Source organism: Streptomyces sp. NBC_00388, assembly GCF_036061255.1.
Taxonomy (GTDB): domain Bacteria; phylum Actinomycetota; class Actinomycetes; order Streptomycetales; family Streptomycetaceae; genus Streptomyces.
The window spans coordinates 5,197,786-5,213,761 of record NZ_CP107948.1 but is presented as its reverse complement, the minus strand read 5'-3'; the positions used below and the strand labels follow the sequence as shown (position 1 = coordinate 5,213,761).

The following is a 15,976-nucleotide window of genomic DNA, read 5'->3' as shown; positions in this document are numbered from 1 at the left end:
ACGGGGCCGGAGCGGGGCCTTTCTTCTGGGGGGATGGAAAGGCCCCGCTCCTCAGATCACTTGGTGTTGATGACCTTGTCGATGGCGGCGTCCGCGTCCCGGGCGGCAGCCTGGACCGACTGCTTGCCGGTGCCGATGGACTGCAGCATCTTCTGCAGAACCTGGGCCTTCTCGATCTGGCCCCAGCCCGGCGCCATCGGGACGAACCAGCTCGACTCGGCCGCCGTGGCCGGGACCGCCGTCTTCGGGTCCTTCTTCAGCGGCGCGAGGTCGGCCTTGTTGTTGGGCAGGTTCTGCTTGGCGATCAGGCCCTGCTGGCCCTTCTCACCGGTGAAGGCGTTGATCCACTCCGCCGCCGTGTCCTGCGCCTTCGACTTCACCGGAATGGCCAGGTCGGAGCCGCCGAGGAAGACCGGCAGGGGCTTGCCGGACGGGCCGGGCATCACGAAGTCCTGGAGCTTGTCGGCGAGTTTGCCGACCTTGTCGTTCTCGGGGAGGGCGGCCGTGCTGCCCTCCCAGCCCGCGGCGAACATCATCGCGGACTTGCCCTGGCCGAAGACGATCGGGCGGTCGGCCTCGTCCTTGGTCTTGTCGCCCTTCATGTACTTGTCGAGGACGTTCTTGTACTCGCCGAGGCCCTTGAGCGACTCGGGCGAGGAGAGGTTGGCCTTGAACTTGCCGCCTTCCTCCTTCGCGATGGAGCCGCCGGCGTCGTACACGAAGGACATACCGGCGTACCAGTCACGGCTGGGCTGATACCACGCGCTGAACGTGCTGCCCTTCTTCTGCTGGATCTTGTCCAGGTCGGAGGTCAGCTCGGAGTACGTCTTGGGCGTGGACTTGATACCGGCGGACGCCGCCACGTCCTTGCGCCAGGTAGCGACCCGCCCCCCGGCGTAGTACGGCACGCCGTAGGTCTTGCCGTCGTAGGTGACCGAAGCCTTCAGGCCGTCGAGCCACTGGCCCGAGTTGTCGAACTTCGAGGGGTCGACCTCGGCGAACGCACCCTTGAGTGTGTAGGGGAGCATCTCCGTGTTGCCCATCTCGACCACGTCGGGGGCCTTGTCCGTGGCCAGCACCGCGTCGAGCTTGGCGTTCTTGTCCGGCCAGCCGTAGTACTCGTGGTTGATCTTGATGCCGGGGTGCTTCGCGACGACCGCGTCGTCGGCCGCCTTGACCAGGCCCGGCCAGTTCTTCTGGGCGTCGACCGTCAGCCACACGGTCAGCGACTTCGCCTCCGCCGCCTTGCTGTCGCCGTCCCCTCCGGAGCCGCACGCCGAAATGCCCACCATGATGCCTGCGACGCCGATTGCCGCGATGAGTTTGCGCTTCACGCCATCCTCCTCAGGGATGCCTGCCACCCCCCATCCACCGCGCAGGTACCGGCTATTGACTAGCACCGCCTGTGGGGCTGGGTTCTGGTCTCTAATGGTTTAGACCAGTACCCGGAGCTTGGCCTAGACCTATTCACGTGTCAAGGTCGGCGAGAAGACCCGTCTCGTCCGTTATCGGACCGTCATCAAGGCCCCGGTGGCGGACCCGGGCCACCTGAAACGGACCGCACAACACGGCAGTGCCGGCGCGCGGGAAAGAAAGAATCCGCGGGCGACTACCGCTGGGGGCGCTCACCCCGCTTTAGTGGTTTAGACCAAACCTTCCGGCGCTATTGTGCCGATGTACGGAGCGCCACTCACTCATGAGGCTCCGTGCGGGACGGTGCGATCAAGGGGCTGTCATGCTCGGTGCATGACGACACCCGGGGCCACGGCCTCGCGTGACCGGCCGTGACACCATGTGGGCCGCAACAGACGGAGGAGCCGGTGACGGCAGCAGCGCAGCGCTCGGGAGGGCAGGCCATGGACGTCGGGGGCAGCGCCGAGACGGAGGGGGCCACGGTCGGACGAACCGCACGCGTTCCCAAGTACTACCGGCTGAAGAGACACCTGCTCGACATGACCGAGACCCTCCCGCCGGGCACCCCGGTCCCGCCCGAACGGACTCTGGCTGCCGAGTTCGACACCTCGCGGACGACCGTGCGCCAGGCGCTCCAGGAACTGGTGGTCGAGGGCCGTCTCGAACGCATCCAGGGCAAGGGCACGTTCGTCGCCAAGCCCAAGGTCTTCCAGGCCCTGCAACTGACCTCCTACACCGAGGACATGCGGGCCCAGGGGCTGGAACCCACCTCCCAGCTCCTCGATATCGGCTACGTGACCGCCGACGACACCCTGGCCGGGCTGCTCGACATCACCACGGGCGGCCGGGTGCTGCGCATCGAGCGGCTGCGGCTGGCGAGCGGCGAGCCGATGGCCATCGAGACCACACACCTGTCGGCGAAGCGCTTCCCGGCTCTTCGCCGTTCGCTGGCCAAGTACACCTCTCTGTACACCGCGCTCGCGGAGGTCTACGACGTGCGCCTCGCCGAGGCCGAAGAGACGATCGAAACCTCGCTGGCCAGCCCGCGCGAGGCCGGACTGCTCGGCACGGACGTCGGCCTGCCGATGCTGATGCTCTCCCGGCACTCGATCGACGGCGCCGGCGAACCGGTGGAGTGGGTGCGCTCGGTCTACCGCGGCGACCGCTACAAGTTCGTGGCCAACCTCAAGCGACCGGTCGACTGAGGACCTCCCGGGCACCCGGCGCGGTACTGGCCGGCACAGCACCCGGGGCCCAGGGCCCCGCCATCGGGGACCGGGCGGTCAGGGTACGGACCCTCCGGTCCGCACCCTGACCCGGGACCGGTCTCAGACCCAGCCGCGGCGCGAGGCCTCGACACCCGCCTCGAAGCGGCTGCGCGCCTCAAGACGCAGCATGAGCTCCGCGTTGATCCGCCGTACAGTGCGCAGCGAGACGCCCAGGCGGCGGCTCGCATGGGCATCCGTCTGCCCGCTCGCCAGCATGTGCAGCAACTCCCGCTCCTGAGGGGTCAGCTGGTGCCTGTCCTTGCTCGGCGGCATGCCCAGCTGTGTTCCCGACGCCCAGAGCATGTCGAAGAGCAGGCAGAGAGCGCTGATCACTCCGGCCGCGCGCACTTCCAGCGCACCGGCGCGACCGTCCTCCGGGTCGATGGGGAGCAACGCGGTCTCCCGGTCGACGACGACGAGCAGCATCGGCAGCGAAGGCACCGTCCTCGTATCACCTCCCAGCGAACCGAGCCAGTTGACGTACTGCAGCGTGGCCGGATCATTGCGGTAGCTGTCCTGGTAGATGCTTCGAATTCGAACACCGCGCTCCAGGGCCCGCTGGTCGAGCGGTTTGCTCGCACTCATGGTGTCCGGGGCCTGCGCGCCACCAGGCAGCAGGGAGAGGCACTCGCGCTTCGCCGACAGCGCCAGTTCCTCCAGCCGCGTCCGCACGGCGTCCAGGCCGACGATGCGTTCCACGGCCTCGTACCGGTACGCACCCCTGGTGCCGTACTGCTCGGCGAGATCGGCGACCGCGGCCCGCACGGTTTCGATCTGCTGCTGCTGGCGCTCCAGTTCGGCCTCACGCCGGGAGACCAGGGAAGGAAGGCTCACGCCCGGGTCGGTCGGATGGAAGACACCCGACGCCCGGTCGTAGAGGAGAAGACAGAGGTCCGCCAAATCGTCCAGTGCTGCCTTCACTTCGCTCTCCGGACGGCCGAGCCGCTCGATGATTTCGTCCATGCCGAGTGCGGGCTGTTCCAGAAAGAGCCGGTAGACCTCTTCTGTTCTTACGTCCAACCCCAACGCCGCAAACACACGTCCCCCTAGACGTTCTGTGCCGGCAATGACCGTCTCTCATGGCCACGCACAAGACCGGAACGATACAGAGCGGAGACTTGGTCTAGACCGACGATCCGAGGAATGGCCGAAATCAATCCCCCTGTTCGATTTTCGGCCAGGTGGCCACAAGGTGCCTGGCACCGGCTGCCACCCGGAAGAAGCGCCAGCTCCCCGCCCCGTGGAGCTGCCCGGCAACTGGCAGCAACCTGCCGAGCACTCGCTGCCACCCCGGAACCGATGACATCCCACCCCCGGCACCCCAAGCTGATGCTCGTCCCGAGAGGCCACGGAAACCCGTCGGCCACTCCCCTCGGCGAAGTGCCTGACCAGGCACGATTCCACGAACCCAGCTTGGAGATCCTCACCATGCGTATCGCCGCGTCCCCCGTCAACAGCCGTCTGGTCCTCGCCGCTTCGGCGGCGATCGCCGTATCGCTCGCCGTCGCCCCGGTCTCTCTCGTGTCGGCAGGGCGGGACGGCGGCGTCGGGGCGGCGGTAGCACAGCCGCACTCCTCCACCTCGTCCCCGGCAGGCGGACCTCTGGATTCCGACAACGGATTCAGCTGGGGCTGACAGCCGACTGCTCCCGAGCCGGCATGTATGTCGTCACGGCCCTGCTGCTCCGGCAGCCGGATGCCCCGAGGAACACCCAGAACGCCGCCGCCCTGACAACGCTGCTGCGGTCCTGCACGCCCGACCGCAGCCAGATCGCCCACCTGCGTGTTCAGGTGGGGCCCGAACGCGTTGACGTCGCCTTGTTCGTCTCCGCGCAGAGCCCCTGGCTCGCCGAGCGCGCGGCCCTGGCCGTCATCACCAGGATGCTGCGCGGCACGCCCGCCTTCGAAGGCTGGGTGGTCTCAGGTCTCCGCTGCCCCGACCTGGACCAACTCCACGAACTCCGCACGCCGGCCGACCCGTGCGGTGCTGGTGACGCCCCCTGTCCACCCACTCAGGAGAATCCCCGAGGAGGCACTATGCCCAGGGCTCGTCCCAGCGTGTCCGTCATCATTCCCAACTACAACTACGAAAAGACCCTCAGGGCGTGCCTGGAGTCGGTGTTCGCCCAGAGCCACCCGCCGCTCGACGTGGTCGTCGTCGACGACGCGAGTACGGACACCTCGCGCGACATCGCACGACAGTTCCCGTGTGTGCTGGTTGCCTCTCCGGTCAACCGCGGGGTGTCGGCTGCGCGCAACCTGGGCGTGGCTGCCAGCCGCGGAGAGATCCTCTTCTTCCTCGACTCCGACACGGCCCTGGCACCCGACGCCCTGGCCAACGCGGTGGATCTGCTGCTCAGTGATCCGGAGACCGGTTGCGTCCACGGGATCCTGGCACCCGAGCCCCTCTTCGACGACGGACCTGTCGAGCGCTACCACGCGCTGCACGCGCACTTCTGGCGACGGCGGGGCGTGGGCATCGTCCGTACGGCGTTCTTCGCGCTGGCCGCGATCCCGCGGGCCGTATTCGAGGAGACCGGTCCGTTCGACGAGAACCTGCGTGACTCCGAAGACGTCGAGTACAGCGGGCGGCTGGCGGCCCGGCACCGGATCAGGATGACCGAGACCGTGATCGGCCGGCACGACGACGTGGACAAGTACGGGGACATGCTCCGTGAGCAGTACCGGCGGTCCCAACTGCTCATTCCCACGGCAGCCGTTCAGCAGGCACGGGCGGGCGGACTGACCGCCAACCGGCCGCTCGGAGTCGTCGCCACCGGTCTGGCCATCGCCACCGCGCCGCTGGGCTTCCTCTCCCTCTGGCTGCTGCTCCTGCCCGCGCTGTGCGTCGCCGTGTTCACGGCCTCCGACCCGGGGCTGAGCCGCTTCGTGCGGCAGAGCCGGGGCTGGAGATACCTCCTCTGGTTCACCGCAGTCCACTTCACGGTCCACATCGCGCTCGTGCTCGGCGCCGTGCACGGAGCGGTCCGCTGGCGTCTGGACCCGAACTTCGGTCCCGGCCGGACGCGGAGGCCGGTCGCCGCGCCGACCACGCAGTGACCCGTACACCGCCCCCTTCCTGGAGTCCGATCATGGCCCTGCCCGGTCCGCTGCTCGACATCGAACCCGCCCTCAGCAGATCCGCCCCATCGCCGCCCGGCCGCACCCGTGACCTCTTCGTCCTGATCCGCCCCGGGCAGTGGTCCAAGAATCTCGCCGTGGTCCCGCTCGCCCTGGCCGACTCGCCCGCATGGAATGTGCGGCTGCTGGGCCAGGCGGCTCTCGCGGTCGTCGCGTTCACGCTCGCCTCCTCACTCGTCTATCTGCTCAACGACATCTTCGACCGGGACCGCGACCGGCTGCATCCCACGAAACGCCTGCGGCCGATAGCCGACGGCCGGGTGTCGATACGCGCGGCGACGGGCTTCGGCGCTGTGCTGGCCGTGCTCCTCGCCGCCGTGCTCCAGACCGACCCACTGGCACACTGGTGGCCGCTGGCGGCCTACCTCGTGATCAACATCGCGTACAGCAAGGGCCTCAAGAACGTCCCGCTGGTGGATGTCTTCGTCGTCGCTCTCGGTTTCCTGCTCCGCCTCGTCCAGGGCTATCTGGTGATGGACCACGATGTGTCCAGCTGGCTGGCGCTGAGCGTGCTCTCCCTCTGCCTCCTGCTGACCCTCGGCAAGCGACGCCACGAGATGGCGGTGGGCGGGGAGGTCCACCGCCCCGCACTCCGCGGCTACTCACTGACCTTCCTCGACCAGCTCCTGGGCCTGACGACCGTCTTCGCCGCCGTGTCCTACGTCCTCTACATCTACCTCGACGCTCCGGTCGGAGACTCGGGGCCACTCCTCACGCTCCTCTCCGCTCCGTTCGCCCTGTTCGGCCTGGCGCGGAACCTGCAGGTGCTGCTGGTCGAGGACGGCGGTGGCGAACCGGTGCGCACCCTCTTCCACGACCGGATCATGGTGATCAATTCCGCGCTGTGGGGCGCGCTGATCGGCACCGCGCTGGTCCTCGCCCACACGGGCTCATGACAACGCCGGCCGTCCGTGGACGGTTTCTGTCCGGGCGTGCCCGCACGGCCTTGATGGCTGTGTTCGTCATCGCCGTGGGCGCCGGGATCGCACTCACCCTGCGCGGCCAGGTCACCGACGCCGTCGACCTGCTCGCCCGCCCCCGTTCGCTTCCCTTCCTCCTCACTGCGCTCGCCGCCAACGGTGCCGGCGTTCTGCTCGGCACGGCCTCCTGGCAGGCCCTGCTCGCCGATCTCGGTCCCGGGGTCGGCCGCGCCACCGGGGCGCGCATCTACTTCACCTCCTTCCTCAGCAAGTTCGTGCCCGGCCGGGTGTGGGGGCTGATGACCCATATCCAGATGGGCCGGGACGCCGGCGTCACCGGCCCGGTGATGGTCACCGTCTTCCTCCTCAATCTCGTGGTCAGCGTGCTGACGGGCCTCGCTCTGGGGATGATCGCCGCGCCTGCCGTGCTCGGCGGCCAGGCGTGGTGGCTGATCGCACCGGCCCTCGTACTGGGGAGCTGGGTCGCCCGGCCCGGAATCCTGGGCCGCATGGCGGTCACCGCGGCCCGGCTGACCCGGCGCAAGCCGCCGGCCGCGTTCGCCACCGATCCCGGTATGCGCAGGGCGATGGGGCTGGCGGCCGCCTCCTGGCTCGTCTCAGGTCTGCACCTGTGGGCGATCGCGGTCCTGCTGGGTGCCAACCCCTGGGCCGCCCTGCCGCTCTGCGTCGGCGGCTTCGCGCTGGCCACCTCACTCTCCAGCCTGGCGCTCTTCCTGCCGGACGGGTGGGGGGCGCGGGAGGCGCTGCTGACCGCGGGCCTGTCCACCGTGCTGCCCTGGCAGGCCGCGGCCGCTGCCGCCATCGCCAGCAGGCTGGTCTGCACCACGAGCGAGGTCCTCGTAGCCGGGACCGTGCTGGTCCGCACCCGCAGGGCAGGCAAGCCCCTGCCGTCCGCCGCACTGACCGAACCCGAAACGATCCTGAATCGAGTCGAATCGTGACCACCGCACAGCCTGAGCTGTTCAGCGTCGAGGACGCCGAGAACCTCACCACCAAACAGATCCACGGCCTCTACCGCGGGCATGTCAACCGCAGCCAGGTCTCCCTGATGACGTCCTTCGGCTTCGGCCGCGAGCGCGTGGAACGCGCCGAGGGCGCCTACATATACGAGCACGGCGGCAAACGGATTCTGGACTTCACCGGTGGCGTCGGCGTCTTGAGCCACGGCCACAACCATCCCCGGATCCTCGCCGCTCGCCGACGCTTCCAGGAACAGCAGCGGATGGAGGTGCACAAGACCTACTTCTCCCCCTACGTCGCGGCACTCGGCCACAACCTCGCCCAGCTGCTCCCCGGCGACCTGAACCTCTCGTTCTTCCCCAACTCGGGTGCCGAGGCGGTGGAGGGAGCGGTGAAACTCGCGTACAAGTACCACGGCGGGCGCCGTACGAAGGTCATGCGGGCCGACATCAGCTTCCACGGCAAGCTGCTCGGATCGGGCTCGCTCACCGGACAGTCCCAGGAAACCTTCCGCTTCCCCGGAATCGACGGTGTGCTGACCTTTCCGTACGGGGATCTGGAAGCCGTGCGCCGGCACGTCGCCGAGGCCAGGACCGCCGGCGGCGAGTCCGATGTGTACGCGCTGCTCATCGAGCCGCTCTCCGCCTCCACCATGAACCACTGCAGCGAGGAATTCCTGCGCGGACTGCGGGACTTGTGCACCCGCGAGAGCATCGTCCTCATCTTCGACGAGATCTACACCGGATGGGGAAAGACCGGAACGCTCTTCTACTTCATGCGTCACGAGGGTCTGGTGCCCGACGTCGTGACCACGTCGAAGTCCTTCGGTGGGGGGAAGTCGTCCATCTCGGCCTACGTCGCCAGTGAGCGGATCTTCCGCAAGGCGTACGACAACATGACCGACGCCCTCCTGCAGTCCACCTCCACCACCTACTACGGCTTCGGCGAGGAGGCCGCCACGGCGATCGAGGCGGTCAACATCGCTGTGGAGGACGACTATCCGGCCCGCGCCCGGGCCATCGACCGGATACTCGCCCCCGGCCTCGAACGCATCGCGAAGGAGCATTCCGACAGCGTCGCCGAGGTACGCGGCACGGGCGCACTGCACGGGGTCTTTCTGCGCGAAGGCCCGAAGCTGCTCGAACTGGCGGCCAAGCTGGCCCCCGGCGGGCTGGCCCGTGATCCGCGCTTCCGCACCAAGCTGATCACCTCGTCCGTCGTCAGCGCCATGTACCGCGATCACGGCATCTACAGCTACTACACCCTCAACGGCTCCAACCCGTTGATGGTCGCCCCGCCGCTGATCGTGGAGAACCACGAGGTCGAACACTTCCTGGAGTGCCTCGACAGCACTCTCGCCAAGGGCCTCCCCCGACTGCTGACACGCTTCGTACAGGAAAAGGTGGCCTCGCTGTGGTGACTCCCACTCCCCCGGCACAGCATGTGGTGGTGACCGGCGGCGCCGGCATGCTCGGTTCGACCCTGATACGCCGGCTGCTCGCTGACGGACACCAGGTGCACTGTGTGGACCTGCGTGAACCGGGCGTACGTCACGAGCGACTGGAGAACAGCATCGCCGACGTACGCGACCCGGTGGCGATGAAGCGGGCCCTGGCCGACGCGGACGCGCTGGTGCACTGTGCCGCCGCGCTGCCGAGCTACCCCGAGGAACAGATCCGCTCCATCATCGTCGGCGGTACGGAGTCGGTCATGAGCGCGGCGGCCTCCAGCGCCCTGCCGCGCGTGGTGCACATATCCTCGACCGCCGTCTACGGGCTGCCCCGCACCGTGCCCACCACGGAGGAGTACCCGCGCGAGCCCGTCGACACGTACAGCGCGGCGAAGGCGGAGGCCGAGGAGGTCGTGGAGCGCCACCGCGGCGGTGAGATGTGCCTGCCGATCCTCCGTCCCAAGACGTTCCTGGGCCCCGGCCGGATGGGCCTGTTCGCCATGCTCTTCGAGTGGGCCGAGGAGGGAAGGCACTTCCCGGTGCTCGGCAGGGGCGACGTACGGATCCAGATGTTCGACGTGGATGATCTGGTGGACGCGGTCCTGGTGGCGCTGAGCGCACCCCCCGAACGGGCGGACGGCACCTTCAACCTCGGCGCCGCCGAATTCGGCACCCTGCGCGAGGACTTCCAGGCCGTGCTGGACGCAGCGGGACACGGCAAGCGGGTGAAGTCGCTGCCGGCGAGGCCCGCCCTCCACACCCTCCGTCTGCTGGAGGCCACGAAGCTCTCCCCGGTGTACGGGCGGCTGATGCACAAGCTGCTCGACGATTCGTACGTGAGCACCGACCTGGCCCGGGAACAGCTCGGGTTCGCGCCCAAGTACTCCAACCAGGACGCGATCCTGCGCACCTACGCCTGGTGGCGCGAGCAGCGTGCCGCGAAAGCCGCGTCCGGTGCCGGAAGGCGCGGCGCGGGAAAGCGCGGCGGCGCGGGGGTCACCAGCGTGGACGCCTGGAGCCAGGGAGCCCTGTCGCTCGCCAAGTTCCTCTTCTGACGGGCCCCGCACGGCCGCACACAGCTCCTCCCCCGCCCCCTTCTCCTCTGCCTATCCGAATTGGTGTGACCATGCCCAACGACGGACCTCTCGTCTCGGTCATCGTGCCGAACTACAACTACGGAGCCTCACTCGCGCTGTGCCTGCGGGCCATCCAGGAACAGACCTATCAGCCACTGGAGATCGTTCTCGTCGACGACTGCTCGACCGACGACTCCGTGGCCGTCGCGGCCGGTCTGGGCATCCGCGCCGTGAGTACCGGCGTCAACAGCGGCGTGGCCGTGGCCCGCAACCTCGGCGCCGAGCACGCAGCGGGCGAACTGCTCGTCTTCGTCGACTCCGATGTCGCACTGGCTCCCGACGCCGTGTCCAACGCCGTCGCGGTACTGCGCAACGACCCCTCACTGGGCGCGGTGTGCGGAGTGTACGAGCCGCACCCGCTGATCCGGGACAGCCTGGTGGAGGAGTACCGCTCGCTTCAGCAGTACTACCTGCTCATCGAGTCCGAGGGCCCGCTGTCCACGGTCCACACCAGTCACTTCACCACTCCGGCCGCCGTCTTCCGCGACCTGGGCGGCTTCAACCCGCAGTTGCGCCACACCGAGGACCAGGACTTCGGACTGCGGCTCGTCCAGCGCTACGGTTCGGTCAGCGTCAGCACGGTCCGCGGCACTCACGACCACGACGACACGATGGCCGTCGTGGTGCGCAAGGCCTACGCCCGTACCCGGCTGGCGATCCCGCTGTACCTGAAGCGGCGCAGCATGCCGGGCGGATTCGTGACCGGCCCGCGCACCTTCGCCACCGTGCTCTCGCTGGCGACCGTGGCCGCGGTACTGCTGCCGGTACTCCTCGGTGCCCTCTGGACGGTGGCGCCGGTCCTGCTGCTGGCAGCCGCACTCGCCTGCGACGCGGGGCTGTACCGATGCGCGGCGCGCCACAAGGGGTGGTCGTTCGTCCCGTACTTCGCGGCGGTCAACTTCGTGGTGAATCTGACGGTGGCCGCCGGCATCATCACCGGTGGCGCGCGCTGCCTCGTCTCCAGCCGGTTCCGTGAGCTGTACACCAGCGCGCTCGCCCCGGCCCGGCGGGTGGATGCCTGATGACGACGACAGCGGAGACCTCTTCCGCCGGCACCGGCACGGAATCCGGCAGCGGGGCCACCGAAGTGCCGCGGGGGCACCGGATCCGCAGGACCCGGGTCCTGCTGGCCGTGGCCGGGGGGTGGCTGCTCTTCACCCTGCTGGACCGGCTGCTGACGCACTCGCTGACACTGTGGGCGCTCACCGACATGATGCCGCCCGAGCTGCTGCTCGCGGTGCCCCTGACGGTCCTCGCCGCGACCTGGTGGGCCAGGCCCGGGGTGCGGCGGTGGATCGCCGCTGCCGCTGTGGTGGCCCTGCTGCTCGGCTTCGGGCGCAGCGGCATCAACCCGTACGCGCTGTGGAACGGCTCGGACACCACGCCGTCGGCCGGAGCGGTGAAGATCGTCTCCTGGAACACCGAGTACTGGGAACAGGGCGACGATCCGGCCGCGTTCTACGCCTACATCAGGAGCCTGGACGCGGATGTCTATCTGCTTCAGGAGTACATCCACCAGGGCAAGGGAACCGAGCTGATCCCACTGCATCTGGAGGACCGCCTCAAGAAGGAGTTCCCCGGTTACCGGGTGCTGGTACAGGGCGAGTTGGTCACCCTGTCCCGCTTCGATGTCGTGGGTACGCCCCACGAGGTGGCACCCCAGGTCATGCGGGTGGACGTCCGGACCGGCAGGTCGGCGGACGCCCCGGTGCTCTCCACGTACAACGTGCATCTTCCCGTACACGTCTACCTGGACAATCCTTTCAAGCCCAGTGTGCTGAGCGGCGTGCGCCGGCAGACCGGTGTGCGCAACGGCGAGCTGGACGACCTCATCGCCGACGTGCGGGCCCGGAAGCACCAGCCGGCCTTCATCGCCGGGGACTTCAATCACAGCCGCACGCAGGACGACACCGGCCGGCTGGGCAAGGTGGCCACCGACGCGGTGCGCGTCAACCACGATCTCTTCCCCCGCAGCTGGCGTGCCAGCACCCCGGTGATGGATCTGTGGCGGCTCGACCTGGCCTTCACCGCCGGCGGGGCGAAGGCGGACCGGTACGACTTCGCCGGTCCGCGGGGCCACTCGGACCACAGTGCCCAGTCGTTGACCATCGAGCCGGGGCACTGACGGGGGGCCGCCCGGACGGGGGCGGCCCCCGCCCGGTCAGACCGCGTCGAGCCGGGTGCGCTGCTCGGCGTCGAGTTCGAGGTCGACGGCGGCGAGGCACTCGTCCAGCTGGGCGACGGAGCTGACCCCGATGACGGGCAGCACGGCGGGCGAGCCGCCGAGGAGCCACGCCAGGACCACCTGGTTCGGCGTGGCTCCCGTCTCGGCCGCCACCGCGCGCACCGCGGCGATACGGGCGGCTGTGCCCGGGTGGTCGTACTCGGCGGGCACGGGCCGGTCGTCCCGGCTGTACACACCGCTCAGCAGCGTGGAGTACCCCAGCAGCGTCAACTCGTCGGACTCGGAACGCACATAGTCGAGAAGCTCCTCGCTCGCGTGCGGATTGACACCGAAATCGACGCCGGGGCGTGGCTGGAGATAGGTATAGCGCTGCTGCACGCAGCTGTACCCGGCCACCGAGAGCTCCCGGGCCGCGGCGCGGGCCTGCTCTATGCGCCACGCGGTGTGGTTGCTGGCCCCGAGCACCCGTACCTTGCCGTCCGAGACCAGTGAGCCGAGCCCCGCGACCTGCTCGTGGACCGGCGTCTTCCGGTCTTCGATGTGCGAGTAGAAGACATCGATACGGTCGGTGCCGAGACGGCGCAGACTGGCTTCCGCCTGACGCCGCATGACCTCCGGGGCCAGCCCCTCGGCCTCTTCGGGCCAGGGCGCGTCCAGCGGGTCGGGCAGGGCGCCGGCCTTGGTGGCGAGCACGACCTTGTCCCGGACGCCCCGGCCGGCCATCCAGCGGCCGATGAGGTTCTCGCTCTCCTCGCCGGTACAGCCGTCGACCCAGAACGCATAGGTGTTGGCGGTGTCGATGAACGTGCCGCCCGCGTCGAGGAACCGGTCGAGGATCGCGAACGCGGTGGCCTCGTCGGTCATCGAGCCGAAGCGCAGCGCGCCCAGGCAGAGCGCGCTCACATCGAGGCCTGCGGTCCCGCCCGTCCTGACGTACTTCATATGTTCTCCCAGCCACTTGAAGGCGCCGGGCTGCCCGGCTCCGGGCTCGACTGTAGGAGCCGGCGGGCCGTCAGGTGGCTGTATCCGCAAAAAGGTCTAGGCCAATTGGCGGGAGGGGGACGGTCGCCGTCGAAATCGACCGATTGAACGGCGTTGCCGTTCCGGTATGCGGATAGGGGTTCCGCCGCATGAGCATCCTCGCCTAGATTTCCTGCGCGTTGTACCAGGTGCTCAGCGAGGGGACGGACCGCACCATGACCGAGAAAAGACCGGTGATCACGCCGGTGCGCGTGATCATCGCGGTATGCCTGATCGCACCCTTTGTCGCCATGCTCTGGGTGAGTTCGTACGCGAAGGTGGACCCGGCCTTCATCGGCATCCCGTTCTTCTACTGGTACCAGATGCTCTGGGTGCTCATCTCGACGGCGCTCACCATGACCGCGTACAAGCTGTGGCAGCGTGACCAGCGCGCCCGCAAGGGGGGTGCGTCCGCATGAAGGACGGTGTGAACGGCGTCGCGCTCGGCGTCTTCATCTTCTTCTTCGTGGCCGTCACGGTCGTCGGCTTCCTGGCCGCCCGCTGGCGCCGCGCCGACAACGCCGCCACCCTCGACGAATGGGGCCTGGGCGGGAGGTCGTTCGGTACCTGGGTCACCTGGTTCCTGCTCGGCGGCGACCTCTACACGGCGTACACCTTCGTCGCCGTACCCGCGGCCATCTACGCGGCGGGCGCGGCCGGATTCTTCGCCGTGCCGTACACGATCCTGGTCTACCCGCTGATCTTCACCTTCCTGCCGCGGCTCTGGTCGGTCTCGCACAAGCACGGGTACGTGACCACCTCGGACTTCGTCCGCGGGCGGTTCGGCTCGAAGAGCCTCTCGCTGGCCGTCGCGGTCACCGGCATCATCGCGACGATGCCGTACATCGCGCTCCAGCTGGTCGGTATCCAGGCGGTGCTCGACGTCATGGGCGTCGGCGGTGCGGGCAGCAACTGGTTCGTCAAGGACCTCCCCCTGCTGATCGCGTTCGCGGTGCTCGCCGCGTACACGTACTCCTCGGGGCTGCGGGCGCCCGCACTGATCGCCTTCGTCAAGGACGGCTTGATCTACATCGTCATCCTGGTGGCGATCATCTACATCCCGATCAAGCTCGGCGGCTTCGACGACATCTTCGCCAAGGCAGGCCACGCCTTCTCGCAGACGAACCCGGCAACGGGCAAGCCGCGCGGAGCGCTCGCACCGGGCGCCGCCGGCCAGTGGGGTTACGCGACGCTGGCGCTCGGATCGGCGCTCGCGCTGTTCATGTACCCGCACTCGATCACGGCAACGCTCTCCTCGCGCAGCCGCAACGTGATCCGCCGCAACACCGCGATCCTGCCGCTGTACTCGCTGATGCTGGGGCTGCTCGCGCTCCTCGGCTTCATGGCGATCGCCGCGGGGATCAAGGTGAAGAACGGCCAGCTGGCGATCCCGCAGCTCTTCGAGAACATGTTCCCCGACTGGTTCGCCGGCGTGGCCTTCGCGGCCATCGGCATCGGCGCACTGGTACCGGCCGCGATCATGTCCATCGCGGCGGCGAACCTCTTCACCCGCAACATCTACAAGGACTTCATCAAACCGGGCGCCACACCCGCGCAGGAGGCCAAGGTCTCCAAGCTGGTCTCGCTCGTGGTGAAGGTCGGCGCGCTTCTCTTCGTGCTCGCCATGGACCCGACCGTGGCGATCAACTTCCAGCTCCTCGGCGGCATCTGGATCCTCCAGACGATGCCGGCCCTGGTCGGCGGACTCTTCACCCGGTGGTTCCACCGCTGGGCGCTGCTCGCGGGCTGGGCGGCCGGCATGATCTACGGCACGCTCGCCGCGTTCGGCGTCGCCAGCCCGACCCAGGCGCACTTCGGCGGCTCCTCCAAGGAGATCCCGGGCATCGGCCAGATCGGCTACATCGGTCTGACGGCGTTCGTGCTGAACGTCGTGGTGACGCTGGTCCTCACCGTCGTGCTCAACGCGGTGAAGGCGCCCGCCGGGATCGACGAGACCTCCCCGGAGGACTACACGGCGGATGCCGGTGACAAGGGCGTCCAGGTGGAGCTCCCGCCGGCCACGGCGGGCGCCCCGGCCGGCCACTGAGCCACCCCGTACGGCAGGGGCCGCCGCATCTCACCTCTGGGAGATGCGGCGGCCCTTCGCTGTACGGAGGCGTTACGGACGCCGTACGGAGCCGTGCCCGGGCGGCTCCCGCCGGCCGACGGCAGGCGCCTCCGGCCCGCAGCCCCGGACCGTACGACACAACATATGGGGGGTGCTTTCCGACGGGCACCCCACATGTATGCTCGTGCTCGCTGTCGTCGCAGGGGAATCCGGTGCGAATCCGGAACTGTCCCGCAACGGTGTGATCAGTGCGCTTTCGCGCACCGCGGAGTCCGAGGACCTGCCGACAGCGCATCCGGCTCGACCGATCCGGATGAGAAACGTCCGGGCCTCGCGGTAGGGCCTGCGGATGCTGTGCGGTGTGCTGCTCTGCTGTGCCCGTACATGCCCGCGCC

14 protein-coding genes and 1 riboswitch are annotated in these 15,976 nt (G+C 68.7%); of the genes, 11 read left to right on the top strand and 3 right to left on the bottom strand.

Features of this window, described 5'->3' with window-relative positions; all coding sequences use genetic code 11:
• Positions 1-56 precede the first annotated feature (56 nt).
• Positions 57-1,334 carry an extracellular solute-binding protein gene (locus OG917_RS23375; protein WP_328319572.1) on the bottom strand — a complete coding sequence of 426 codons (1,278 nt, stop codon included), beginning with the start codon at positions 1,332-1,334 and terminating at the stop codon, positions 57-59.
• Between the two features lie 522 nt (positions 1,335-1,856).
• On the opposite strand from OG917_RS23375, the gene OG917_RS23370 reads away from it, so the two are divergent.
• Positions 1,857-2,618, top strand: coding sequence for a GntR family transcriptional regulator (locus OG917_RS23370; RefSeq protein ID WP_328322104.1), 762 nt, complete (start codon positions 1,857-1,859; stop codon positions 2,616-2,618).
• Between the two features lie 123 nt (positions 2,619-2,741).
• On the opposite strand, the gene OG917_RS23365 is transcribed toward OG917_RS23370, so the two are convergent.
• On the bottom strand, positions 2,742-3,701 hold the full coding sequence (locus tag OG917_RS23365; RefSeq protein ID WP_328319571.1) for a helix-turn-helix transcriptional regulator: 960 nt from the start codon (positions 3,699-3,701) through the stop codon (positions 2,742-2,744).
• A gap of 279 nt (positions 3,702-3,980) precedes the next feature.
• Between OG917_RS23365 and OG917_RS23360 the strand changes: the two genes are divergently transcribed.
• The 8 genes from OG917_RS23360 to OG917_RS23325 all read left to right on the top strand — a co-directional run bounded on the left by OG917_RS23360 (position 3,981) and on the right by OG917_RS23325 (position 12,433).
• Complete coding sequence (locus tag OG917_RS23360) at positions 3,981-4,316, top strand: hypothetical protein (RefSeq protein WP_328319570.1); 336 nt, start codon at positions 3,981-3,983, stop codon at positions 4,314-4,316.
• A gap of 23 nt (positions 4,317-4,339) precedes the next feature.
• Positions 4,340-5,740: a glycosyltransferase family 2 protein gene (locus tag OG917_RS23355; RefSeq protein WP_328319569.1), complete on the top strand. Its 1,401-nt coding sequence runs from the start codon at positions 4,340-4,342 to the stop codon at positions 5,738-5,740.
• Positions 5,741-5,772: 32 nt separating this feature from the next.
• Positions 5,773-6,717: a UbiA prenyltransferase family protein gene (locus OG917_RS23350; protein WP_328319568.1), complete on the top strand. Its 945-nt coding sequence runs from the start codon at positions 5,773-5,775 to the stop codon at positions 6,715-6,717.
• Between the two features lie 53 nt (positions 6,718-6,770).
• The gene (locus tag OG917_RS23345; protein WP_328319567.1) at positions 6,771-7,703 is read left to right on the top strand and encodes a lysylphosphatidylglycerol synthase domain-containing protein; all 933 of its coding nucleotides are present in this window, start codon (positions 6,771-6,773) and stop codon (positions 7,701-7,703) included.
• Complete coding sequence (locus OG917_RS23340; RefSeq protein ID WP_328319566.1) at positions 7,700-9,142, top strand: aspartate aminotransferase family protein; 1,443 nt, start codon at positions 7,700-7,702, stop codon at positions 9,140-9,142. Before OG917_RS23345 ends, OG917_RS23340 begins: the two co-directional genes overlap by 4 nt.
• Positions 9,136-10,227, top strand: a complete 1,092-nt coding sequence (locus tag OG917_RS23335) for an NAD-dependent epimerase/dehydratase family protein (RefSeq protein WP_328319565.1) — start codon at positions 9,136-9,138, stop codon at positions 10,225-10,227. Before OG917_RS23340 ends, OG917_RS23335 begins: the two co-directional genes overlap by 7 nt.
• Positions 10,228-10,298: 71 nt before the next feature.
• A complete protein-coding gene (locus OG917_RS23330; protein ID WP_328322102.1) occupies positions 10,299-11,330 on the top strand; it encodes a glycosyltransferase family 2 protein in 1,032 nt (343 codons plus the stop codon).
• Positions 11,330-12,433: an endonuclease/exonuclease/phosphatase family protein gene (locus OG917_RS23325; RefSeq protein ID WP_328319564.1), complete on the top strand. Its 1,104-nt coding sequence runs from the start codon at positions 11,330-11,332 to the stop codon at positions 12,431-12,433. The genes OG917_RS23330 and OG917_RS23325 overlap by 1 nt, the downstream gene beginning before the upstream one ends.
• Before the next feature lie 36 nt (positions 12,434-12,469).
• Here the strand turns inward: OG917_RS23325 and OG917_RS23320 are convergent, their stop codons facing one another.
• Positions 12,470-13,435: an aldo/keto reductase gene (locus OG917_RS23320; protein WP_328319563.1), complete on the bottom strand. Its 966-nt coding sequence runs from the start codon at positions 13,433-13,435 to the stop codon at positions 12,470-12,472.
• A gap of 254 nt (positions 13,436-13,689) precedes the next feature.
• On the opposite strand from OG917_RS23320, the gene OG917_RS23315 reads away from it, so the two are divergent.
• Positions 13,690-13,932, top strand: a complete 243-nt coding sequence (locus tag OG917_RS23315) for a DUF3311 domain-containing protein (protein WP_328319562.1) — start codon at positions 13,690-13,692, stop codon at positions 13,930-13,932.
• Positions 13,929-15,560, top strand: coding sequence for a monocarboxylate uptake permease MctP (gene mctP / locus OG917_RS23310; RefSeq protein WP_328319561.1), 1,632 nt, complete (start codon positions 13,929-13,931; stop codon positions 15,558-15,560). The genes OG917_RS23315 and mctP overlap by 4 nt, the downstream gene beginning before the upstream one ends.
• Before the next feature lie 199 nt (positions 15,561-15,759).
• Positions 15,760-15,883: riboswitch (cobalamin riboswitch) on the top strand.
• The last annotated feature ends 93 nt before the right edge of the window (positions 15,884-15,976 follow it).